16 protein-coding genes and 1 pseudogene are annotated in these 22,457 nt (G+C 72.6%); 7 read left to right on the top strand and 10 right to left on the bottom strand.

The genetic code is table 11. The annotated features are described in order from the left end of the window. Window positions 1-59: 59 nt before the first annotated feature. Window positions 60-2,105: a calcium-binding protein gene (locus ACFY0U_RS31350; protein ID WP_388641555.1), complete on the bottom strand. Its 2,046-nt coding sequence runs from the start codon at window positions 2,103-2,105 to the stop codon at window positions 60-62. Between the two features lie 172 nt (window positions 2,106-2,277). Further along, on the bottom strand, window positions 2,278-2,676 hold the full coding sequence (locus ACFY0U_RS31345) for a DUF5997 family protein (RefSeq protein WP_388641553.1): 399 nt from the start codon (window positions 2,674-2,676) through the stop codon (window positions 2,278-2,280). 58 nt (window positions 2,677-2,734) lie between these two features. On the opposite strand from ACFY0U_RS31345, the gene ACFY0U_RS31340 reads away from it, so the two are divergent. Next, entirely contained in the window at window positions 2,735-3,487 is a 753-nt protein-coding gene (locus ACFY0U_RS31340; protein ID WP_388641552.1) for a LysR substrate-binding domain-containing protein, read from the top strand. Window positions 3,488-3,490: 3 nt separating this feature from the next. Here ACFY0U_RS31340 and ACFY0U_RS31335 read toward each other — a convergent pair whose 3' ends face one another. Continuing rightward, window positions 3,491-6,313 carry a beta-L-arabinofuranosidase domain-containing protein gene (locus ACFY0U_RS31335; protein ID WP_388641550.1) on the bottom strand — a complete coding sequence of 941 codons (2,823 nt, stop codon included), beginning with the start codon at window positions 6,311-6,313 and terminating at the stop codon, window positions 3,491-3,493. Window positions 6,314-6,502: 189 nt separating this feature from the next. Between ACFY0U_RS31335 and ACFY0U_RS31330 the strand changes: the two genes are divergently transcribed. Both ACFY0U_RS31330 and ACFY0U_RS31325 read left to right on the top strand, forming a co-directional pair. Next, on the top strand, window positions 6,503-9,121 hold the full coding sequence (locus tag ACFY0U_RS31330) for a helix-turn-helix transcriptional regulator (protein WP_388641548.1): 2,619 nt from the start codon (window positions 6,503-6,505) through the stop codon (window positions 9,119-9,121). 109 nt (window positions 9,122-9,230) lie between these two features. Next, complete coding sequence (locus ACFY0U_RS31325; protein ID WP_388641547.1) at window positions 9,231-10,646, top strand: FAD-binding oxidoreductase; 1,416 nt, start codon at window positions 9,231-9,233, stop codon at window positions 10,644-10,646. Between the two features lie 107 nt (window positions 10,647-10,753). On the opposite strand, the gene ACFY0U_RS31320 is transcribed toward ACFY0U_RS31325, so the two are convergent. After that, the gene (locus ACFY0U_RS31320) at window positions 10,754-11,488 is read right to left on the bottom strand and encodes an HAD family hydrolase (RefSeq protein WP_388641545.1); all 735 of its coding nucleotides are present in this window, start codon (window positions 11,486-11,488) and stop codon (window positions 10,754-10,756) included. 13 nt (window positions 11,489-11,501) lie between these two features. Then, window positions 11,502-11,978, bottom strand: coding sequence for an Lrp/AsnC family transcriptional regulator (locus tag ACFY0U_RS31315; protein WP_388641543.1), 477 nt, complete (start codon window positions 11,976-11,978; stop codon window positions 11,502-11,504). Between the two features lie 222 nt (window positions 11,979-12,200). Here ACFY0U_RS31315 and ACFY0U_RS31310 point away from each other — a divergent pair, with 222 nt between their 5' ends. The 3 genes and pseudogenes from ACFY0U_RS31310 (at window position 12,201) to ACFY0U_RS31300 (ending at window position 15,455) form a co-directional block, all read left to right on the top strand. Continuing rightward, the gene (locus ACFY0U_RS31310) at window positions 12,201-13,688 is read left to right on the top strand and encodes an FUSC family protein (protein ID WP_388641542.1); all 1,488 of its coding nucleotides are present in this window, start codon (window positions 12,201-12,203) and stop codon (window positions 13,686-13,688) included. Window positions 13,689-13,909: 221 nt separating this feature from the next. Continuing rightward, window positions 13,910-14,327: pseudogene (locus ACFY0U_RS31305) on the top strand (nitric oxide synthase oxygenase); the annotation flags it as partial. A 102-nt stretch (window positions 14,328-14,429) separates the two neighbouring features. Next, window positions 14,430-15,455: a lactonase family protein gene (locus ACFY0U_RS31300; RefSeq protein ID WP_388641541.1), complete on the top strand. Its 1,026-nt coding sequence runs from the start codon at window positions 14,430-14,432 to the stop codon at window positions 15,453-15,455. Window positions 15,456-15,544: 89 nt separating this feature from the next. Here the strand turns inward: ACFY0U_RS31300 and ACFY0U_RS31295 are convergent, their stop codons facing one another. The 4 genes from ACFY0U_RS31295 to ACFY0U_RS31280 all read right to left on the bottom strand — a co-directional run bounded on the left by ACFY0U_RS31295 (window position 15,545) and on the right by ACFY0U_RS31280 (window position 19,487). Next, a complete protein-coding gene (locus ACFY0U_RS31295) occupies window positions 15,545-16,465 on the bottom strand; it encodes a sirohydrochlorin chelatase (RefSeq protein ID WP_388641539.1) in 921 nt (306 codons plus the stop codon). Between the two features lie 119 nt (window positions 16,466-16,584). Beyond that, complete coding sequence (locus tag ACFY0U_RS31290) at window positions 16,585-17,601, bottom strand: N-acetylglucosamine kinase (protein WP_388641899.1); 1,017 nt, start codon at window positions 17,599-17,601, stop codon at window positions 16,585-16,587. Window positions 17,602-17,651: 50 nt separating this feature from the next. Further along, entirely contained in the window at window positions 17,652-18,329 is a 678-nt protein-coding gene (locus tag ACFY0U_RS31285; RefSeq protein ID WP_388641537.1) for a uracil-DNA glycosylase, read from the bottom strand. Between the two features lie 72 nt (window positions 18,330-18,401). Continuing rightward, complete coding sequence (locus ACFY0U_RS31280; protein WP_388641535.1) at window positions 18,402-19,487, bottom strand: WD40/YVTN/BNR-like repeat-containing protein; 1,086 nt, start codon at window positions 19,485-19,487, stop codon at window positions 18,402-18,404. Window positions 19,488-19,769: 282 nt separating this feature from the next. Between ACFY0U_RS31280 and ACFY0U_RS31275 the strand changes: the two genes are divergently transcribed. Next, window positions 19,770-20,369, top strand: coding sequence for a hypothetical protein (locus ACFY0U_RS31275; protein ID WP_388641533.1), 600 nt, complete (start codon window positions 19,770-19,772; stop codon window positions 20,367-20,369). 11 nt (window positions 20,370-20,380) lie between these two features. Here the strand turns inward: ACFY0U_RS31275 and ACFY0U_RS31270 are convergent, their stop codons facing one another. Beyond that, window positions 20,381-22,384, bottom strand: a complete 2,004-nt coding sequence (locus ACFY0U_RS31270; RefSeq protein WP_388641531.1) for a HEAT repeat domain-containing protein — start codon at window positions 22,382-22,384, stop codon at window positions 20,381-20,383. Window positions 22,385-22,457: the final 73 nt, after the last annotated feature.

Below are 22,457 nucleotides of genomic sequence, written 5' to 3'. Positions count from 1 at the left end.
GAACGCGGCGGCGGCCCTCCGGGAGATGGAGGACCGCCGCCGGGTGGCTGTGCCGGGGATCAGGGGCAGCTGACGCGGATGTCGCCCGTGTCGGTCGTGCAGGTGTCCGTGTTGAAGCCGCCGTTGGCGGTGTCGTTGCCGGAGACGCCGTCGACGGTGTTGAGGTTGTCGGTGCCGTAGTCGCCGGTCAGGTTGTCGTTGCCGGGGCCGCCGTTGAGCGTGTCGTTGCCGAACTGGCCGTTGAGGCGGTCGTTGCCGAATCCGCCGTGGACGGTGTCGTTGCCGTAGCTCGCGTTGACGGTGTCGTCGCCGCCGAGGGCGCAGATCACGTCGTTGCCGTAGGTGCCGGTGAGGGTGTCGTTGCCGCTGGTGCCGATACGGGTGCAGCCACGGGCGTTGTTGACCGTGGTGGTCTTGGTGGCCGTGTTGTTGCCGGCGGCCGGGTCGGTCGTGGTGGTGGTGACCGTGGCGCGGTCGGTGAGGGTGCCGGTGGCGCGGGGTTCCACGACGATCGTCACCGTGGCGCCGGGTCCTGCGGCGGGGATGCTGCCGAGCGCGCAGGTGGCGCCGGTCGCGGTGATCGTGCAGCTGCCCTGGGTGGTGGTGGCCGAGACGACCGAGGCGGCGACTCCGCTGAGCGTGTCGGTGAGGGTGACGCCGGTCGCCGTGGTGCCGTCGGTGGTGTTGGTGACCGCCACGGTGTACGTGGCGCGGTCACCGATGCTCACCGTGCCGGTACCGCTCTTCGCGACCGAGAGGTCCGTGCCGCTCGGCGGCGCGCTGCCGCCGCCCTGGAAGCGGGCCAGCGCGAAGTCGCTGTCCGGCCCGCCCCAGCCGGCGGCGACGATCCTGCCGGCGGAGTCGAGCTGCACGCCGCGGGCCATGTCGACGCCGCCGAAGTCCGCGCTCGCCCGACCGGCGGTGCCGAAGCCGCTGTCCAGGCTGCCGTCGGTGTGGTAGCGCAGGACGGAGAAGTCGGCACCGCCGGTGCCGACGGCGACGATCCGTCCGTCCGGCTGGAGCACCATGTCGGAGGCACCGGCTCCGGGCGTGAGGACCCGGCCGTCGCCGTCGAAGCTCGTGTCCAGGCTGCCGTTGGCGTGGTAGCGGGCCAGCGCGGCGCTGCTGTCGCTGCCGCCCGCCGCGACGATCTTCCCGTCGGGCTGGACCGCCAGCGAATCCACGCCGTCGTAGCCGCCGAAGTCGGTGCGGACGATGCCGTCGCCGTCGAAGCTCGTGTCCACGCTGCCGTCGGTGTTGAACCGCATCAGCGCGAAGTCGAAGCGGGTGGTACCGACCTCGCCCCCGACGACGATCTTCCCGTCGGCCTGCAGCGCCAGGGCACGGCCGTCACCGCCCTCCAGGGGGACCTGTCCCGCCGGATTGGTGGTCACCGTGCCGTCGCCGCCGAACGTACTGTCCGGGGTGCCGTCACCGGTGAGGCGGAGCAGCGCCATGTGGCCCCCGGTGTAGCCGGCCGCGACGATCCTCCCGCTGGAGTCGAGCGCCACGTCGAGGGCCTCGGTCGGTCCGGCGATGTCGGCGAAGACCCGGCCGTCGCCGCTGAAGGTGTTGTCCAGGGTGCCGTCGGCGTTGTAGCGGACCACCACGAACCAGCAGCAGTTCTCGTACTCCCGCCAGCTGCTGCCCACCACGACGATCTTGCCGTCGGCCTGGAGCGCCACGGCGTGGGCCTCGCTCCACTGGAAGTTGGTCTCCATGTTGTTGACGGCGGTCGTCACCGTCCCGGGGCTGTCGCCGTCCTGGCCGCCGAAGCCGGTGTCCAGGGTGCCGTCGGCATGGTGGCGGGTCAGCGCGAAGCGGTTCTCCAGAACCGACTCGTCGGTGGAGGCGCCGACCGAGACGATCTTTCCGTCGGACTGCACCGCCACGTCATTGGCGTGATCGTCGTCGGCGAAGCCGGTGAGCACCTTGCCGTCGCCGCTGAAGGTGGGATCCAGGTCGCCCGGGGCCGCGATCGCGGCGCCCGGAAAGGTCAGGACGAGTGCCAGAACGGTGACCGCGACGGTCCCTGCCCGGGCCAGGAGGGACCGGCGGCGACGTCCGCCGTGGCGCCGTGCCGACCGCACATGAGGTGTGAGCATGCGCGACAGCCTTCCGGCGCTCGCGCACTCCGGCGGTCACCACGAGCGGCGTTGCACTCACCGGACGCAGGAATCCATCCGAGCGGGGGATCACGGCGGTGTCATGCCTGCGACATGCGGCTTCGCCGCGTGAAGGACGTCCGCGGCCACGGCCTGCGGGACGGCCCTGGGGTCAGTCGCGCTCGGCCTTCTCCGCCTGCTCGGCGTGCTTCTTCTTGATCCGGACCGTCTCGTTGCGCACCTCGGCCTGGGTGGCGCGCTCCTTGGTCAGCCACTCGGGCTGCTCCTGCTTGAGCGCCTCGATCTGCTCGGTGGTGAGCGGCTCGGTCACGCCGCCGCGGGCCAGGCCCGCGATGGACACGCCGAGCTTGGCCGCGACCACCGGACGAGGGTGCGGGCCGTTGGCGCGCAGATCCCGGAGCCACTGGGGCGGATCGGCCTGGAGCTCGGTGAGCTGTGCCCGCGAGACGACACCCTCACGGAACTCGGCGGGGGTGGCCTCGAGGTACACACCCAGCTTCTTCGCCGCGGTCGCGGGCTTCATCGTCTGGGTGCTCTGGTGCTGCGTCATGGTGTCAAGGGTATCGACTGGGTGAACGTCCGCCGACCACGGCCGGTAACCTGGCCAGGTGACAGGCTCGGAAGAACCCCCGCAGTTCCGGCTCGCCTACGTCCCGGGCGTGACCCCCTCGAAGTGGGTGCGGATCTGGAACGAGCGGCTGCCCGACATCCCGCTGACCCTCCTCCAGCTCTCCGTCGCCGAGGCGCGCGACGCGCTGCGGGACGGGGCCGCGGACGCCGGTCTCGTACGGCTGCCGGTGGACCGTACGGTGTTCAGCGCCATCCCGCTCTACGAGGAGACCACGGTCGTCGTCGTCCCGAAGGACCACGTCGTCGCCGCGGTCGACGAGGTCACGACGGAAGACCTGGCCGACGAGATCGTGCTGCACCCCCTGGACGACGTCCTGGACTGGTCGCAGCCGCCGGGACAGCCCGCCTTCGAGCGGCCCGCGACCACGGAGGACGCCGTCGAACTGGTCGCGGCCGGCATCGGCGTCCTGGTCGTCCCCCAGTCGCTGGCCCGGCTGCACCACCGCAAGGACCTCACCTACCGGCCGGTCACCGACGCCCCCGTGTCGTCCATCGCGCTGTCGTGGCCGGAGGACGCGACCACGGACATGGTCGAGGACTTCATCGGCATCGTCCGCGGCCGCACGGTCAACAGCACCCGCGGCCGTCCGGCCGCTCCGGACAAGGCCAAGGCGAAGGCCGAGCCGAAGAAGCAGCCCAAGCGCCCCGACGCGGCCGGCGGGCGACGCAAGCCGCCCGCCGCCAAGAAGACCCAGGGTGCCAAGCGCGGCAAGCCCAGGCGCCGCTCCTAGGACTCAGGACACGTAGGTCGCCTGCCCCGCCGTGTTGATCACCGTCTGGCCGTTGGCCTGGGACAGCAGCCCCGCGGACACCCACGCGTTCACGGTGCTCGTCACCTTGGTCACGAGCGCGCTCTTGCTCGCGAACGGCGCCCCCGCCCAGATCTCGTCCAGCAGCGTGGTGCCGTCGGACTTCGCGGGGTTGGCGACCCCGGAGTCGAGGGTGCCGAAGACGACCTTGGGCTCCGCGCGCCGGAAGTAGGCGTGCGTCGGATTCTCCGTCCCCTCCAGGAAGGGAGCGAACTCCGTGCCGTTCAGGGTGTAGTGGAGGGGCTTGCCGCTCACCGGGGCGAGGGTGGGCAGCAGGTCGCCGGACAGGGCCGCGTTGGCGTACAGCCCGAACGACAGGTAGCTGGTGGCGGAGTTGCGGGCGACCAGGTTGACCGGTCCGTAGAAGAGGGTCTGCAACGTCGGGTCGTCCAGGGCCTTCTCGACGCGCAGCCGGAACGGGACGGTGATCCGGACGACGTCCCCCGCCTTCCAGGTCCGGGACACCGTGAAATAGCTCCCGGCTGCCGGAGTCCCGCTCACCGCACCGCCGTTGACGGTGACCCGGTAGCCGGCCGTGGCCCACGACGGCACCCGCAGCTTCAGGGCGAAGGCCGCGCTGCTCCCGCCGAAGGTGAGCGTGCTGCCCTGCTCGCGCGGATAGTCGGTGGCCTGAGTGACCGTCACCCCCTTCTCGGCCCAGGTCAGTTGGGAGGGGCTGTAGAGATTCACGTAGAGCGCGCTGCCGTCGGCGGCCTTGAAGTACACCGAGTCCTGGTACTTGGTGGCGCTCTCCATGCCCGTGCCCTCGCAGCAGGTCGTGCCCTGCTTCGGCGTGTAGTCCCGCACATGACCGGGTGTCAGACCGATGAAATACGTGACGAGCGGCTTCTCCGCGTCGGCCTTGTCCTGCTTGGAGCCGAGCACCTGGTTGAGCAGTGCCCGCTCGTAGTAGTCCATGTACTTCGGGGTCTGCTCGTGGAAGAACAGGGTCCGGCTGAGCTTGAGCAGGTTGTAGGCACAGCAGGTCTCGGCGTCGGTGTCGCTGATCGTGCCCGCGATCAGCCCGGAGGCCTTCCAGAACTCACCGGTGCTGGTGCCGCCGATGCCGTACATGCGGTTCGGTACGACCATGCCCCAGAAGTTCCGCGCGGCGGTGAGGTAGCGCGTCTCGCCCGTCGCGTCGTACAGCCGCAGCAGACCCGTGAAGATCGGTATGTGCTGGTTGGCGTGCAGCCCGTCGAGCGTGTCGGTGTTCGCGGCGCAGGCGTCGATGAGGGAGTCGAGGTCGAACAGCTTGGCCAGCGCGAGGTGTTCGGCCTTCCCGGAGGAGGAGTGCAGGTCGACGATCGCCTCGACGATGCCGCCGAACTCGCCGCTGGAGAAGAGCCCCCACATCCGCTGGAGCGTCGCCTTCGGCAGCACGGACAGCCGGGAGTACATCCAGTCGCCCATGCCGGACGCGAGATCCAGAGCGCGCGCGTCGTCCGTGGAGGCGTACGCGTCCAGCAGGCCCCGCAGGATCTTGTGCGCGGTGTAGTAGGGCGCCCACACCTTCGTGTAGTCGCTGGCGGTCCGCGTCTCCAGGTCGATGAACTGCGTCTCCGGGTACGCCGCCAGGAACCCGGGGTGGCTCGGCCCGCCCCAGGTGCGGCGCAGGGTGGCGGTCAGACCACGGCCGGAGGCGTCGCCGAACGTACCGCCGCCGGTGGCCTGGAACCAGTACGAGGCGAGGTTGCCGAGTCCGGCCGTGGAGAGCTTGGCCTCGTTGGTCTGGAGCGAGGTGATCTCGGCCTGGGTCAGCGCGCGCGACCAGACGTTGAACTCGTCGTAGGCGCCCGCGTACACGGGATCGCCCGCGTAGTTCGAGCGGCCCAGCCAGTTGTTGGTCAGGGTGCCGAGCGCCGCCGGGTTGAGGGTCATCGCGGTGTTCGTGGCGACGGCGGTGCCGTTGACGTACAGCGTGCCGGTGCTGCCGGAGATCGTGACCGCCAGATGGCTCCACTGGTTCAGCGGCAGCGCGGCCGTGCCGTTGAGGGCCTGCTCGCCGCCCGCGCCGCTGGTGGTGATGGCGAACCGGGGCACACCGCTCGCGTTGCGGGTGGCCAGGTACAGGTACCGGGTGGTGTTGTTGCCGAAGTCGAAGGCGCGCTGCCAGTTGGCGTCGTGGGTGGGCTTGACCCACACCGACAGGGTGATCGCGGAGGCGTTGCCGAGGACCGCGGCGGGCAGGTCGACGTACTGGTAGGAGCCACGGACGTTCTCGTGCGCGCTGCCCCACTTCCCGGTGACGGTGAGCATCTTCGGGTCGGTGCGCAGGGCGGCGCGGGCCTGGGTCAGCGCGGTGATCATGGTCGCGATCCTGTCCGCGAACACCTGCTCACCGGTGCTCGCGTACGCCTGCGCCAGCATGGTCAGGAAGTGGCCGGTGTAGTGCCCGCGCAGATTGCCGTTGGCCTCGCCGTCCAGTCCCTCCCAGCCGCCGGGGGCGACCGCGCCGCCGGTGGAGAGGCCGGCGTTGGCGCGGAAGACCTGGAGGAGCCGGTTCACGTCGTAGCCGCGCGCGTGGTCGAGCATCAACTGCCGCTTGTCGGCGAAGACTCCGGGTCTGAGGGACACCTCGTCGAGTGCGAAGGGCTGCACGGTCCAGGCGGCGGGCGCGGCGGCCACGGCGGCTGCGGCGGACGGGGCGGCGGCGGCCCGCCCCGTCGCCGCGTACGAGACCGCGGGTGCGGCCGCGGCGAGGGCGGCGGCCTGGAGGAGGTTTCGTCTGGAGAGGGGCGGTGCCATGTGTGCTCCTCTATCGGTGTTCGTCATCTCGAACGCCATTCGGATAGTCGACCAGACGATAGGGAGGGGGCGGGGGAGCGTCAACGGGTCTGGAGCGTTCAGTTCCGGCCGTTCGGCCAAGGAGGGTGAAGGCGAGCGGGCAGCGCGGAGGCGGGGCCCGTCCGGTGCCGCGGTGGCAGAATCTGGCGCGTGGATTGGGGGATCCTCGAACGCGAGCCCGAACTGGCGCGACTGGCCGCGGCCGCACGGCAGGCGGCGGACGGCGCCGGTTCGGTGGCGCTCGTCTTCGGTGAGGCGGGAATCGGCAAGTCGAGTCTGGTGAAGGCGATGCCGGAGCGGCTGCCCGATCGGGCACGCGTCCTCGTCGGCCAGTGCGACGACCTCGCCACCGGGCGTCCCCTCGGCCCGTTCCGCGACCTCGTCGGCAGCGTCGGCGCGCAACTGGCACGGGCCGTCATGGAGGGCGGCGACCGGCACCGCGTCTACGAGGCCCTGCACGGCGAACTCTCCGGCGCCCCGCATCCCGTGGTCCTCGTCGTCGAGGACGTCCACTGGGCCGACGAGGCCTCGCTGGACGCCCTGCGCTTCCTGGTCCGGCGCATGGAACAGCTGCCCGCCCTGCTCGTCCTGACCTACCGCGACGACGAGTTGAGCCGCGGCCACCCCCTGCGCCACCTTCTGGGCCAGGTCTCCCGGACACCCCGGGTGCACCGGCTGCCCCTGGCCCGGCTGTCCCTGGACGCGGTCCGCACGCTGAGCGCGTCCCGGCGCCTCGACGCCGCCCAGGTGTACGAGGTGACCTCGGGCAACCCGTTCTTCGTCGCCGAGATCGTGGCCGCAGGCGGCACCGGGGGCGTGCCCCCGACCGTCGTCGACGCCGTCCTCGCCCGGCTGCGCGGACTGGACGCGGCCACGCTGGACGCGCTGGAACAGCTCGCCGTCGTCCCCTCGGCCGTCGAACGGCCGCTGGTCGACGCCCTGTTGGCGGACGGGGTGGCCGTGCTCGCGGAGGCCGAGCAGCGCGGACTGCTCGCCGTGGCGCCGGAGCGGGTGGCGTTCCGGCACGAGCTGATCCGGCGCGCCGTCGCCGACTCCCTGCCCGCCGCCCGCCGTATCGCACTCAACCGCACCGTCCTCGCCGCACTCGTCGCCCGGCCCGGCTCCGAGGCCGCCCGCATCGTCCACCACGCCGACCACGCCGGCGACCAGGACGCCATCGCCCGCTACGGCCCCGACGCGGCCAAGGACGCGGCAGGCGCCGGCGCCCACCGTGAGGCCGCCGCCCAACTCCGCCTCGTACTGCGCCAACGCCGGCGCTACGCCCCGGCCGAACTCGCCGACCTGCTGGAACGCTATGCCGTGGAGAGCTACACCATCGCCGACTCGGCCGCCGCCGTCGCCGCCCAGCGCGAGGCCGTGGCGCTACGCCGCTCCCTCGGCGACACCCTCGCCCTCGGCGCCGACCTGCGCTGGCTGTCCCGCATCCACTGGTGGGCCGGCGACGCCGACCAGGCCCAGGAGGCCGCCCGGGAAGCCGTCACCGTCCTGGAACACGCCGGCGACGACCGCCTCCTCGCCCTCGCCGTCAGCAACACCGCCCAACTGCGCATGCTGTCCGACCGCTACACCGAGGCCGTCGAACACGGCGAACGCGCCATCGCCCTGGCCCGCAAGGCCGACGACGCGGCGATCCTCTCCCACGCCCTCAACAACGTCGGCTGCGCCCGCTGGCGCGGCGGGGATCCCGCCGGGCGGTGGCAGCTGGAGGAGAGTCTCGACGTCGCGCTCGCCGCCGGCGAGGTCGAGCACGCCTGCCGGTCCTACGCCAACCTCATCTGGTCCCTCCTGGACAACCTCCGCTACGACGAGGCCGACACGTTCCTGGTCCCGGCGATGGACCTCGCCGACCGCGCCGAACACCTCGGCTTCCTCAACTACCTCCACGTCGAACTGGCCATACGCAGGCTCGCGGCCGCCGACTGGGAGGACGCCGAGAAACACGCCGAGTACGGCCTGCACGACTTCGTGCCCGCCCGCTGCCCCGCGCTCACCGTGCTGGCCCGGGTCCGCACCCGCTGCGGCCGGCCCGGCGCCGCCGAACTCCTCACCGAGGCCTGGCAGATCGCCGTGCGGACCAGGGAACTGCAACGCACCGGCCCGGTGGCGGCGGCCCTCGCGGAGGCGGCGTGGCTGCGCGGCGACCTCGCCGCCGTCGTCGCGGCGGCGGGACCCGTGCACGCCCAGGCCGACCGTCTGCCCGGCATCCCGTACCGCGCCGAGCTCGGCTACTGGCTCACCAAGGCGGGGCACTCCGTCTCGCTGGACGACTCGGACCATCCGTACGCGCTCCAGGCCCGCGGCCAGTGGCGGACGGCCGCCCTCCGCTGGCAGACGGCGGGCTGTCCCTACGAACATGCCGTCGCCCTGGCCGAGAGCCCCGACCCCGCCGACAAACTCACCGCGCTCGCCGCCCTCGACGCCCTGGGCGCCGAACCCCGGGCCCGGCTGCTCCGCACGGAACTGCGCCGGCTCGGCGTCCGCCACATCCCGCGCGGCCCCCTCGCCGCGACCCGCGAGAACCCCGCGGGCCTGACCCGGCGCCAGCTCCAGGTCATGCGGCTGCTCACGGAAGGCCTGACCAACGCCGAGATCGCCGCCCGGCTCGTCGTCTCGGTACGCACGGTCGACAACCATGTACGTGCCGTCCTCGACAAACTCGACGCGCCCACCCGACGGCATGCCGCCGACCGCGCCGCGCGGCTCGGGCTGCTGCCGGAAGGTGAGGCCTCGCTTCCCGGCGAAACGTAGGTACCCGCCGGCCCCGAGGTGGGTGACCGTCACGGATGTCCACTGTGGTGCGACGCGAGTAGAATATGTGAATTGGCATGATCTACCCGATTTCTGAACGGGGGACCGCATGACCAGCACGATCGCCCAGGCGGCACGCAAGGAACTGACCGGGTTCAGCGGGGAGTTGATAGGCCCCGACGACACCGCCTACGAAGAGGCCCGAACCGTCTACAACGCGATGATCGACCGACGCCCCGCGCTCGTCGCCCGCTGCGCCGACGCGGACGCAGTCGCCGCCGTCATCGCCTTCGCCCGCGCGCACGACCTGCCCCTCGCCGTCCGGGGAGGCGGCCACCACGGCGCCGGTCTCGGCACCGTCGACGACGGGGTGGTCCTCGATCTGTCACCCCTCAAGGAGATAGAGGTCGACCCCGAGGCCCACACCGTACGGGTCGGCGGCGGCTGTGTCTGGGGCGAGGTCGACCGCGCCACCAACGCCCATGGCCTGGCCACGCCCAGCGGCATCATCTCCACCACCGGAGTCGGCGGCATCGCCACCGGCGGCGGGCTCGGTCACCTCACCCGCAAGTGCGGGCTGACCATCGACAACCTGCTGGAGGCCGACGTCGTCCTCGCCGACGGCCGCAAGGTGCAGGCCAGCGGCTTCGAGAACAGCGACCTGTTCTGGGCGATCCGCGGCGGCGGAGGCAACTTCGGAGTCGTGACGTCCTTCCTGTTCCGGCTCCACGAGATCAGCACCGTCATCGCCGGACCGACCTTCTGGGCCGTCGAGGACAGCCCCGAAGTCCTCGCCGCCTACCGGGACTTCCTGCCGAACGCGCCCCGCGAGCTCAACGGCTTCTTCCTGCACGGCACCGTACCGCCGGCCCCGCCGTTCCCCGAGGAGATCCAGCTCCGCAAGACCGCGGGCGTGGTGTGGTGCTACACCGGAGGTGACACGGAGGCGGCCGCCCGCGAGATGGCCCCGCTCCTCGACGCCCTGCCCCAGCCGCTGCTGCACGCCCCCATGCCCATGCAGCACCCCGACATCCAGTCCGCGTTCGACGGGCTCTACCCGCCCGGCCACCAGTGGTACTGGCGCGCCGACTTCGTCGAGAACATCCCGGACGACGCCGTCGAGCTCCACGCCAAGTACGGTGCCGAGGTCCCCACCATGCAGTCGACCATGCACCTCTACCCGATCGACGGCGCCGCCCACGACGTGGGCCAGGACGACACCCCCTGGGCCTACCGCCACGCCCGCTGGGCCTCGGTCTACGCCGGGGTCGACCCCGACCCGGCCAACGCCGAGCTGATCAAGCGGTGGACCGTCGACTACTTCGACGCGCTGCACCCGTACTCGGCGGGCGGCGCCTACGTGAACATGATGATGGACGAGGGCCAGGAACGCGTCCGGGCCAGCTACCGCGGCAACTACGACCGCCTGGCCCGCATCAAGGCCGACCGCGACCCGGACAACGTCTTCCGCCTCAACCAGAACATCCAGCCGGCACCGAAGCCCTCGCACGAGGCACGGCCCTAGGCGCACCGGACATCGGCGAACGGGCGGTGCCCCGACTGCGGGGCGGGGCACCCCCGAAGTGCCGCGACCTGACCAGGCTCACCAACGGCCCGGCAGGCTCAAGGCGTTCACGAAGATCCGGGCGAAGTGCCGTACGGTCGCGGTCCGTCGGCACCCAGGGTCGAACGCACGAGCCAGTCGTACGCGGACCGTGCCGTGAACTCCGGCTGACCGCCGCGCAGCAGCAGAGCCGCGGTACTGAACTCCGGGGCGTCGGCCTGCGCGGCGACGTACGGGATCGCGATGCAGCGCATCCCGGCCGCGTGTGCGGCGGCGGCACCCGGGGCCGCGTCCTCCAGGACCACGCAGTCGGCTGGGTCCGCGCCCAGTCGGCGGGCGGCCTCCAGGAAGACGTCCGGGGCGGGCTTGCCGCGCTCGACCTCGTCGGCGGAGACGACGGTGCGCAGACAGGCGTCGAGGCCGGTGCTCCGGAGGATCGCGTCGATGGCCTCCGGTGACGAGCCCGAGGCCACGGCCATCGGTACGCCCTCGGAGGCCAGCAGCTCCACGAACTTGCGCATCTCGGGGTAGGCGGGAGTGTTCGCGCGGGCCAGCTCCAGATAGCGGCGGTTCTTGGCGGCGAACAGCTCCTCGACGGAGGCCTCCAGGTCGTACTCCCGCTTCCAGAGCCCGACCGTCTCCAGGGTGCTGATCCCGACGTACCGCTCGTGCTCGGCCCAGGTGAAGTCCGGTACGCCGTGCTCGGCGAGGATCTGGCGGCCCGCCTCGAAGTAGTTCGGCTCGCTGTCCACGAGCGTTCCGTCGAGATCGAAGATGACCGAGAGGGTGCCGAGGTTGCTCATGGTGCCCAGGATGTCAGGTACGGGCGGAACGGCCGATCGACTCCACCAGCGGCAGCAGCCGGTGCGGCACCCGCTCGCGCAGCGCCACCTCCGTACGGGTGCGGACCACGCCCGGCAGACTGATCACCTTCTGGATCACGTCCTCCAGATGCGCGTTGTCCCGTGCCACGACCCGTGTCAGCAGATCCCCGCCGCCCGCGATCGAGAAGGCCTCCACGATCTCCGGCACGGAGGCCAGCGCGTCGCCCACGTCGTCGAGCCGCCCCTGGGTGACCTCGATGTGGACGAAGGCCAGCACCGGGTGGCCGAGGGCCGCGGGGGAGAGGACCGGACCCGTGCCGGTGATCACTCCGTCCCGCTCCAGACGGTCGAGACGGGCCTGGAGCGTGCCGCGGGCGACGCCGAGGATCCGGGCGTACTCGCGCACGCTCGTGCGGGGCTGCTCCAGCAGCAGCCGCAGGATGCGGGTGTCGAGCTCGTCCACGGCCATGGTGCGCCGCCTCTCCTCGTCCGTGGTCCGTTGGCCCGCTGATGGACGGGCGGGGACCGTTTCGGCTGTACCAATGGCTCAGCATATGCGACGCCACTTGAGCCAGTCGTGGTTACGATGCTGCAATGAGCAGGTCGATGGCGCTGCGGACCCCGCGGCGCCTTTTTCATGCCGGGATACATGCCGGGATTCGGACCGGGACTGATCAGGGGGCGGACAGCAGTGCTGAAGAGGGTGTTCATGGCGCCGGACCCGGGACGCGTACGGCTGCGCTTCGCCGCGCGGGCCGTGCTCGGCATCGGGCTCGCGGTCGCCGTCTGCGGCCTCGCCGGACACTCCCTCGTGGGCGCCGTCACCGGCGGACTCGCCGCGCTGCTCGCCCTGTTCACCGTCACCGACGCCACGGTCCGCGGACAGGCCGTGACCACCGCTCTGCTGCCCGTCGTCGGACTTCCCGTGCTGGCCGCCGCGGCCGGGCTGCACGACCAGCCCGTCGCCCGTGACCTCACCTTCCTCGCCGTGATCGGCGCAGGCGTGTACGCGCGCCGCTGGGGCCCGCGCGGTCACAGCCTCGGCGTGTTCGCGTTCATGACGTTCTTCGTGGCGCAGTTCCTGCACGCGACCCCGGACCGGCTGCCCGAGCTGTACACGGCCGTCCTGCTGTCCGTGCTGATCGCCGCCGTGGTGCGCTTCGGCGTGTGGTGCTACGAGCGCCGGCTGCCCCCGGCCCCCGTGCCCGCCCCGCCCGCCGGCACCGGTCTGGCCCGTGTGACCACCCGCCAGGCGATCCAGGCGACCGCCGGCTCGGCCTTCGCGCTCGTCGTGGGCCAACTGGTGTCCCCGGAGCGCTGGTACTGGGCCGTCGGCGCGACCTGGTGGGTCTTCGTCAACACCACCTCGCGCGGCGAGACCCTCGTACGCGGCTTCCGCCGGGTCCTCGGCACGGTGATCGGCATCGGCCTCGGCCTGCTCGTCGCCGTTCCGGTGGCGGGGGCGGCGGTGCCCTCGGCCGCGCTCCTGGCCGTGTGTGTCTTCGGGATCTTCTACACGGCCGCGGTGTCGTACACCTGGATGATGCTCTGCGTCACGGTCCTCGCCGAGCTGCTCTACGGCCTCCTGGGCCTGCTCACCCCCGGTCTGCTCGCCCTGCGCCTGGCGGAGACCGGCATCGGGGCGATCGGCGCGATGCTCGCCGTGCTGTTCGTGCTGCCGGTCACCACCCACACCACCACCGACGCCTGGATCCAGCGCGCCCTGCGCTGCGTCCACGCCTGCACCGCCGAGGCCGCCGCCCGGCTGCGCGACGTACCGGGCGCCGATCCGGCCCCGCGCGTGGCCGAACTGGAGCAGTTGCTCGGCCGGGTACGGCTCTCCGTCGCACCGCTGGTGCACCCGCTCAACCCGATGCTCGGCCGCAAGCGGCGCGCCCGCCGGGTGCTCGCCCTGCTCGACGACTGCGCCCGTGAGGTCCGCGGCCTGGTCGCCGTCGCCGCCGACCCCGAGGCCTCCCACGACGCCCGCCTGGCCGCCGCCTGCTGGCGGGTGGAGACCGCGGTGGAGGCGCTCACGGGCGGCCGAAGCGTCGCGGTGACGGACCAGCCGCCCACCGTGGAACCCGCGCTGGCCCATCTCCACGGCCTGGAACGCGCCCTCGCCGAGCTGGCCAAGCCGCTGAGGACGCCGAGCGGCTCGCCTCTGGTGGGAGCCTGAACCGCCCCTGGGGGATGGGGGTCCGGGGGTCGTCTCCCGGGAAATAGCAGTACCGGCCATCTACAGGGTGGATCAGGCCACGGGGCGGGTAACTCCGCGGCTATCGACGCACACAACCCCCGCGGGCCGTGCGGGAGCGGTCCGCGGGCGAGCCGCCTGGGGGGTGTGCCATGCGGAACTTCCCGCGCAGCAACGGAGTCGGGACACCGGAGCCGGACCGGTTCGCCGGCTGGTACATGGGCACCGAGATCGGCGCCCGCAACCTCGCCGACACCGACCTCCCCCATAGACTGAAGGGCATGGGGGGACCCCCCATCGACCTCCTGCCCCCGGATCGCCGCCCACTTCGGCCTCGACACCCGCACCGACCGCACCCTGTGGAAGGGCCGCGCCCTCGTCGAGCTCAACCGCGCGGTACTGCACTCCTTCGACCGTGCGGGCGTCACCGTCACCGACCACCACACCGAGTCCGTGGGCGCCGACTGGTCCTGGATCGTGCCCCCGATCTCGGGCAGCACCACACCCGTCTTCCACCGCACCTACGAGACGCCGGAGCACCGGCCGGCGTACGTCCACCACCCCGAGGCGCTGGCCCGCGTCCGCGGCGAGAGCGGCACCGCTTCCGTGGCGGGACCGTGAAAGTCGCGGAAAGTCGAGGAGATCGTCCCCCATTTGGTCTAGACCGTTGGTGATCCACTGCTACGGTCGCCCCGAACGGCACAGGACCGAGAGGGGACAGCGGTGGCAGAACGGCAGCGGAGGGCGTTCATCGGGTCGTTCACGGCGGCCGGGGGCCCCGGCATCGTGACGGCGGCCGTGGACCCGGACAGCGGCGCCCTGACGCCCCTGAGCAGCGTGGACCGGGTACCCGACCCCTCCTATCTGGCCCTGGCGCCCGACGGGGGCACGCTCTACGCGGTCAGCGAGACCGCCGACGGCGCGGTGGCCGCGTACCGGGTGAACGGCGACAAGCTCGAACCGGCCGGCGCACGGGTGCGGGTCGGCGGCGACGGGCCCACCCACCTGGGCCTGTACGACGGGCACGTCCTGACCGCCAACTACGGCTCCGGCAGCGTCACCGCCGTGCCCGTCCGCCCCGACGGCACCCTCGCGTCCGCCGCCTCGGGCGTGCTGACGCACACCGGCTCCGGCCCGCACGCCCGCCGCCAGCAGGGCCCGCACGCCCACCAGGTCCAGGCCGATCCCAGCGGGCGGTGGGCCGTCAGCATCGACCTCGGCACGGACTCGGCGCGGGTGTGCACGCTGGCCGACGGCAGCCCGGTCCTCCATCGCGAGATCGCCCTGCGCCCCGGCTCCGGCCCCCGCCACCTGGCCTTCCACCCGGACGGCAGCTACGCCTACGTGGTCAACGAACTCGCCCCGACCGTCACCGTCTGCCGCTGGAACCCCGCAGAGGGCCTCCTGGAGCCCCTCACGGAGGCCCAGGTGCTGTCCGGGGCTCCGGTCGGCGACGCCTACCCGTCGGGCGTCGTCGTCGCGCCCGACGGCCGCTTCGTCTGGACCGCCACCCGCGGCGAGGACGTCCTGTCCACGTTCGCCGTCGAGGGAGAGCGACTGCGGCTCGTCGGGACCGTGCCCTGCGGAGGCCACTGGCCCCGGGCGCTCGCCGAGTCCGCCGGCTTCCTCTACGTCGCCAACGAACGCTCCGGCGACGTGACCTGGTTCGCGGTCGACCCGGACACCGGACTGCCGCGCCGCGCCGGGTCCACCGAACTGCCCGCGGCGTCCTGCGTGGTCCTCGGCTGAGCCCCGCCGGGCCTCCCGGCAACGCCGAAGGGCCCGCTCCCGCGCCGGGAGGGGCCCTTCGGCATGTCCTGCGGTGGTGAGGCGCGACGTCAGCGCGTCGGCGCGCCCTGCGGCTGCTGCGGCGCGATGCCCAGCGCCGTCGTGTACTTGGCCAGCGCGAGCTTGCCGATCGCCGGATAGGGGCCGAGCGCCTCCGCGGCGGCACAGCCCGCCTCCTTGGCCGCCTCCTCGATCAGACCCGGGTCGATCTCCGGCCCTATCAGGTACGGCGCCAGCGCCAGGTTCTGCGAGCCGGAGCCGCGCAGCTGCTCGGCCACGGAGGCGATCGAGCCCTCCTGGTCGAGCGCGGCGGCCATCACCGGCACGGCGAGGCGCGCGGCGAGCAGCATGCCGGTGATCCCGGCCGCCTGCACCGCCTCGTCACCGCCCACGGAGGCCAGGATGATGCCGTCCGCGGCGGTCGCCACGGTGAACAGCCGGGCCCGGTCCGCGCGGGCCAGACCGGCCTCCGACAGACGCACGTGCAGCGCCTCGGCGAGCAGCGGGTGCGGGCCGAGCACATCGGTCAGGTCGGCCGCGACACGGCTGTCCATGACGGCCTGGCGGACGACCCGCAGCAGGGCGCTGTCCGGACCGGCCAGCAGTGGCACGACGACGGCGACGGGGCCCTCGGGCTCCTTGACGTCCACCCCGGCGGCCCTGGCCTGCTCGTAGCGTGCGGTGCGCTCCTGGGCGGTGTGCGTGAGCACCGACTGGAGCGTGGGGAACTCCGCGTCGTCCCCGTCGAGGTACCCGATCCGGGCGTCCAGGCCGGGGAGCTCGGAGCGGGCGATGCTCACGACCTCTTCGGCGAGGCCGCGCGTGGCGGCGCTGGGCGCTCCCGGCACGGCGAGAACAAGCGCGGGCGCGCCCTCGGGAGCCGCCAGAGGCTCGGGACGGCGGTGCCGTCCGGGCTGGCGGGGGCGCGGCATTCGTACTGGCAGGCCGGCGGGCCCAGTGGGGGAGCTCATGGCGCCGCATGTTACTGGCTTACTGGGCTTCCCTGTTCGGGGAGGGTGCAGGTGAGCGGTATCCGTCCGGTTTTGTCTGATGAGTTACGTACGGATCGGAAGCGGCGGACGTGTCTGGATCAGTCGCTCGATCCGGTCACCACGGACAACATCGCCCGGTCACCCGGCAGAGTGAGCGTCCCTGTCGCGAGGTCGGTCGCGATCCGCACGGACCCGTGCAACGGGTCTCCGGCCGACGCCACCCGCCGCGCGTGGGGCAGCCGTCTCGCCAACTCCTCCTCCAGGGGTTCGAGAAGGGGGGCGCCGATCTTGAACAGGCCGCCGGTGAGGGCGACATCGGGCGTTCCCTCGGCGGGGCAGACGGCGGCCGCGGACTCGGCCATGTGCCGGGCGGCTTCGCGCAGGATGTCCGCGGCGACGGGGTCGTCCGGGGCGCAGGCCGCGACCTGGGGAACGAAGGAGGCGAGGACGGCCGGACGGTCCGGGCGCGGATAGAGCAGGCCGGGCAGATCGGGCATCGCTCCGAACAACTCCTCGGCGCGGGCCAGCAGTCCAGGCGATCCCCCCGGCCGCCCGTCATAGGCGCGCAGCGCCGCCTCCAGGCCGGCCCGCCCGATCCAGGCACCACTGCCGCAGTCGCCGAGGAGATGGCCCCAGCCGTCCGCACGGCGCCACCGCGCCAGATCCGTCCCGACGGCGATCAGACCGGTGCCGGCGGCGACGACCGCACCGGGCGTCGGCCCGAGGGCGCCCACATAGGCGGTGACCGCGTCGGCGACGAGAGCGACCCGCCCGACTCCGAACTCCCGCCCCAGGGCGTCCGGGAGCTCGGCGCGCAGGGCCTCACCGAGGGTGCTGAGACCGGCGGCACCGACAACGGCGGTACGCGGCCGGGCGACTCCCGTCTCCGCGGTCAACGCCCGCACCATCGGCACCAGTTGTGCCATCAGATGCGCGGGGTCGATGCCCCGCGCCCCGGTGCGCACCGGTTCCCGTGACTCCCGCTGCGCCAACGCCCCGCGCCTCACCGTCCCGACGACGACCCGCAGCCCGGAGCCACCGGAGTCGACGGCGAGGAACCCGGAGTCGTCCACGGGCGGATCCGCGGGAGACGCCCCCGTGGCGGACTCCGTCACCCGTCCGGGCAACTCGCCCCCGGCCGCGTCCGGCACGTCCCCCGCCCCGGTCACGGCAGACGCCAGTCCACCGGCTCTCCTCCCTGCCCGACCAGCAGGTCGTTGGCCCGGCTGAACGGGCGGGAGCCGAAGAAGCCGCGGTCGGCCGACATGGGGGAGGGGTGGGCGGACTCCACGGACGGGAGGTTGCCCAGCAGCGGACGGAGGTTGCGGGCGTCGCGGCCCCACAGGATGGACACCAGCGGCTTGCCGCGCGCGGCCAGCGCCCGTATCGCCTGTTCGGTGACCTCCTCCCAGCCCTTGCCGCGATGCGCGGCCGGCTTGCGCGGGGCCGTGGTGAGCGCCCTGTTGAGCAGCAGCACGCCCTGCTGCGTCCACGGCGTCAGATCGCCGTTGGACGGCTGGGGCAGACCCAGATCCGTGTTCAGCTCCCGGTAGATGTTGATCAGGCTGCCGGGCAGCGGCCGCACCTCCGGCGCGACCGAGAAGCTCAGCCCCACCGCGTGTCCCGGCGTCGGATAGGGATCCTGTCCGACGATCAGGACGCGGACGTCGTCGAAGGGCTGCTGGAAGGCCCGTAGGACGTTCGGTCCGGCCGGGAGATAGGTGCGTCCCGCGGCGATCTCCGCCCGCAGGAAGTCACCCATCTCGGCGACGCGTCCGGCGACGGGTTCCAGGGCCTTCGCCCAGCCCGGTTCGACGATTTCATGCAAGGGTCTTGGTGCCACGGCGTCACCCTACTGCCGTACAGACAGCGGTGATCAACCGGTGGCCAAAGCCCGGCCGTCCCCCCTCGTGACTCATCCGACCACCGCGGCCCGCACACACAGCACGTCCGGCAGATGGGACGCGAGCTGCTGCCAGCTGTCGCCGTCGTCGGCCGACGCGAACACCTCGCCGTTGCGGTTGCCGAAGTACACGCCCGCCGGGTCCGCGTCGTCGGTGCACAGCGCGTCCCGCAGCACCGTGCCGTAGTGGTCGCCCTGCGGCAGACCCGCCGACAGCGGCTCCCAGCTCTTGCCCGCGTCCGCCGTACGGAAGACCCGGCAGCGGTGGTCGGCCGGGACCCGGTCCGCGTCGGCGTTGATCGGGAACACATACGCCGTGTCACCGCGGTGCGGATGGGCGGCCGCGGCGAATCCGAACGTCGACGGCAGACCTTCGCCGATGTCCGTCCAGTGCGCACCCGCGTCGTCGCTGCGGTAGACGCCCCAGTGGTTCTGGAGATACAGCCGGTCCGGGGTCGCCGCGTCCTGGGTGACCTTGTGCACGCACTGGCCGAACTCGGGGTTCGGGTCCGGCAGGAACACCGCGGAGACACCGGAGTTGGAGGGGGCCCAACTCGCCCCGCCGTCAGTGGTCCTGAACACCCCGGCGGTCGAGACGGCGACCGTCACGGTCCGCGGGTCGCGCTGGTCGGTCAAGATCGTGTGCAGCCCCTCTCCACCACCGCCGGGCACCCACTTGGAGCGGGTGGGGTGCTCCCACAGCGGGCGGACCAGCTCGAAGGTCTCGCCGCGGTCCTCGGAGCGGTACAACGCGGCCGGTTCCGTGCCCGCGTACACCACGTCCGGCTCCGCGGCCGCCGGGTGCAGCTGCCAGACCCGCTCCAGCGAAGCGCCGGTGTCCTTGGGGAACTTGACGGCCGGTCGGGCCGGCTCGGTCCAGCTGCGCCCCAGGTCGTCGGAGTGGAACACGGACGGACCCCAGTGCGCGCTGTCGCCGCCGGCCAGCAGCCGCGGGCGGTCGCCGCGGGTGTCGATCGCGACCGAGTACACGGCCTGTGCGTTGAAGTAGGGCCCCTCGTCGAACTCCCAGGTCCCACCCCGCCTGCGTCCGATGAACAAGCCCTTTCGGGTGCCCACGGCGAGCAGTACCTCGGTCATGCCGATCACCTCCGTGACGTCTTTGTCTCAGATATCCGCCAGTCTGCACCCCGCCACTGACAGTCACCCCTGGAAACGGTTGCGCCGCAGGTCAGGCGCGAGTCAGGGCGGGGATGGTAACCGCTTGCGGGGAGTCGCGGGCCGCTTTGCGCAAGTCGCGGCCACGGGGGTGTGACCCGTGCGACGGTCGTGTCGGGGGCCGGTCCCTGAGCACCGAGGAGCCGTCCCCCGTATGGAGAGGCGGTACGGCATGTTCGCGCGCTCATGAGGAGGAAACCTTCGATGGCGTTCCGTGGTTCGAAGGTGTGGTTATGGCGCTGGCGGCGCAATCCGCTCAAGCGCCGCGCCGACAAGGTGGAGGCCTGGATCGTGCTCGGGGCCTGGCTGCTCAGCGCCCTCACCGGGGTGTTCGCCGGAATGGGCACCACCCGCTCCGTCGAGCACAACCTGGCCCGCGAGCGCGTGGAGTGGCGGCAGGTCGAGGCACGGCTCGTGGAGGAGGCGCCCGGGACGTTCGCCGGGCAGACCGGGACGGCGAGCGGCGACCGGGTCTGGGCGAAGGTGCGCTGGTCGGCGACGGACGGCTCGTCCCACACCGGCCAGGTCCGGGTCCGCCCCGGCAGTCCCTCGGGCACCACGGTCACCGTCTGGACGGACCGGGAGGGCCTCCTGGTCACCCGCCCGGCCACCGCCTCCCAGGCCGCCCTGCGCGCCTCCCTGATCGGCGGCCTGGTGGGCGCGAGCGCCGCTTTCGTGCCCTTCGTCGCCGGCCGCATGCTGCGCGGCCGCCTGGAATGCCGCCGGATCGACCAGTGGGACACCGAGTGGGAGCGGTTCGGGCCGATGTGGAGCGGGCGCCGGGCCGAGGGCGGCTCGTGGTGAAAAGGCCGCGCCTACGCGTCCCGCAATGTCTCCCGGCACACATCCAGCAAGCGCTCGTCGGTGAAGACGTCGTGCGTTCCGTGTCCCTCGGGCGCGGTGTGCCGTCGCGGGGCGGCCAGTTCGGTCCGGAGCAGGTCGTGCAGTGCGGACCCGTCCGGGCCCATGGCCGCGACGCATTCGGCGACCGGGACGCGGGTGTGCACGTTCTGGGCCCACACGTCGCGCAGCACCGGAAGGGCAAGCTCCGTATCGCCCGAGATCCGCCACAGCGCGCACGCCACCGACTTGCGCTCCCAGGGGTGAGACGCTCCGATCCGCCGCCGCAGTCCGTCGACCGCGGGTCCGGCCACCGGCCCCATCCGGGCCAGTACGTCGGCCGCGGCCCAGGGCTGACCGGGGCCCTCGCCCTCCAACGCCCGCAGGAGAACAGGCAGGACAAGCTCGGCATCCCCCTCGATCGCCCACAGTGAATCCGCCGCCGCGACCGCGCTCCCGCCCTCCAACAGCCCCCGGACCACCGGTATCGCCTCGCGCGCCGCGGCCCCGAACGCCCCGAGCGTCCGCAGCCCTTCTTCCGCCAAGGTGTCCCTCGATCGGTGGTCCTCCGGCGTCCCGAGCAGCAGCCGCAGCACCAGCGGCACGCATTCCCGGTCGTCGAGTTCCCTCAGCGCCATCAGCAGCGGACCGGCCCGGTCGTAGGCGTCCGAAGCGTCGAGGGGGACGCTCGCGAGCCTTTCGCGCAGTGCGGGCGCGAGCGGGGCCGCGGCCTGTCCCAGGTGCCGGACGACCCGGCCCAGTTCGTCGGGCACGTCGGACCCGGCGAGCACCTCGCCCAGGACCGGCACCGCTCGCGGATCCCCGCACCTGGCCAAGGCCTTGAGCGGCCCGCCCAACCACGAAGGGCTGCGCTCGAAGGGCTGAACCCACAGATCGGGGCGGCGCGTCACCAGCGCGGCAAGGTCGTCGGCGGCGGGTACGGCCAGTTCGAAGAGGCCCTCCAGGACGGATGTCGCGGCCTCGAGCAACCAACCCTCCTCGGTGCTCAGCTGAGCACCGATCAGTGCGACGGGTCCGGTGTAGTCGCCGCGCCACTCGCCGATCAGCCCCATCGACATCCACACGGCATTGCACCGGTCGGTCGGGTCCGGGCTGGTCAACTGCCCGTCGAGCAGGGCGATCCGGTCGTCCACCCGATCGCCCAGCGCGGTGTGCAGGGTGCGCAGCAGCTGGGATCCCTCCTCGTCCGAGGGGCGCAACCGCCGCAACCGGCCGACCAGGGTGTCCGTGTCCGGCCGGTCGGGCTCGCACGGCGCGACGGGCCGGTGCTCGGACCGCTCCCGGAGCAGTCCGACGGCCGTGGGCACCAGGTCGGCCGGGAGCCGGTCGGGAGCACAGCCCGCGAGCTGCCCGAGCGCGGCCAGCCGCAGCCCGGGCCCGAACGGCGGTGCGCTCTGGGCCGCCAGGAGGTCGACGGCCTCGGCCGCGTGCCCGGGGTGATGGCGGGCGAGGAACCCGAGCGCCTCGGCCAGCGCGAGCAGCACCCGGTCGTCCCGCTCCACTCTGATCCGCTCCCGCAACAGGCCCAGCACATGCGCCGGTTCGTCGGGAAACCGCACGACGGCTCCCGCGGCCGCCCCGCGCACCGCGGCGTCGGCGTCCCCGGTCAGCCGCTGGAAGACCTCGGCACCCGACCGCACGGCCGTCCTGGCCGTGGCGTACGGGCCGTCCTCGGGTACCTCGCCGTCCCCGCCGATGCTGACCAGGAGCTCCACGATCTCGCTGCGCTCCGGCACCTGGGCCCGTTCGGCGAGCGCGAAGAGGAACGGCACACAGGCGAGCGTCGAGTCGTACACATCTCCCTGGTGGTGCACGGCCCCGTACATCCCGTCGAGCGCGATCTCCCGTTCGGCGGCGTCCGCGGAGGCCAGCCCCCGCAGCAGGCCGGGCACGTCCTCGGCACTGCCGTACGCATGCCGCATCGAAGCCCAGTCGACCTCGTCGATCCCCGTGAACACGCTGTCCTCCCCATGCGAAACGCCATCTGATCGGAGTCTGCACCACGGCACTGACAACGAAGCGGAATCGCGG

This window comes from Streptomyces sp. NPDC001536 (assembly GCF_042894505.1).
Classification (GTDB): domain Bacteria; phylum Actinomycetota; class Actinomycetes; order Streptomycetales; family Streptomycetaceae; genus Streptomyces.
Note: the sequence above shows the minus strand (reverse complement) of the source record. Positions and strands in the feature narration are given on the sequence as shown.

What these genes read in the sequence shown, in the direction of transcription:
- ACFY0U_RS31350 (WP_388641555.1), bottom strand. Translation starts at nt 2,105, where the DNA reads ATGCTCACACCTCATGTGCGGTCGGCACGGCGCCACGGCGGACGTCGC.
- ACFY0U_RS31345 (WP_388641553.1), bottom strand. Translation starts at nt 2,676, where the DNA reads ATGACGCAGCACCAGAGCACCCAGACGATGAAGCCCGCGACCGCGGCG.
- ACFY0U_RS31335 (WP_388641550.1), bottom strand. Translation starts at nt 6,313, where the DNA reads ATGGCACCGCCCCTCTCCAGACGAAACCTCCTCCAGGCCGCCGCCCTC.
- ACFY0U_RS31325 (WP_388641547.1), top strand. Translation starts at nt 9,231, where the DNA reads ATGACCAGCACGATCGCCCAGGCGGCACGCAAGGAACTGACCGGGTTC.
- ACFY0U_RS31320 (WP_388641545.1), bottom strand. Translation starts at nt 11,488, where the DNA reads ATGAGCAACCTCGGCACCCTCTCGGTCATCTTCGATCTCGACGGAACG.
- ACFY0U_RS31315 (WP_388641543.1), bottom strand. Translation starts at nt 11,978, where the DNA reads ATGGCCGTGGACGAGCTCGACACCCGCATCCTGCGGCTGCTGCTGGAG.
- ACFY0U_RS31295 (WP_388641539.1), bottom strand. Translation starts at nt 16,465, where the DNA reads ATGAGCTCCCCCACTGGGCCCGCCGGCCTGCCAGTACGAATGCCGCGC.
- ACFY0U_RS31280 (WP_388641535.1), bottom strand. Translation starts at nt 19,487, where the DNA reads ATGACCGAGGTACTGCTCGCCGTGGGCACCCGAAAGGGCTTGTTCATC.
- ACFY0U_RS31275 (WP_388641533.1), top strand. Translation starts at nt 19,770, where the DNA reads ATGGCGTTCCGTGGTTCGAAGGTGTGGTTATGGCGCTGGCGGCGCAAT.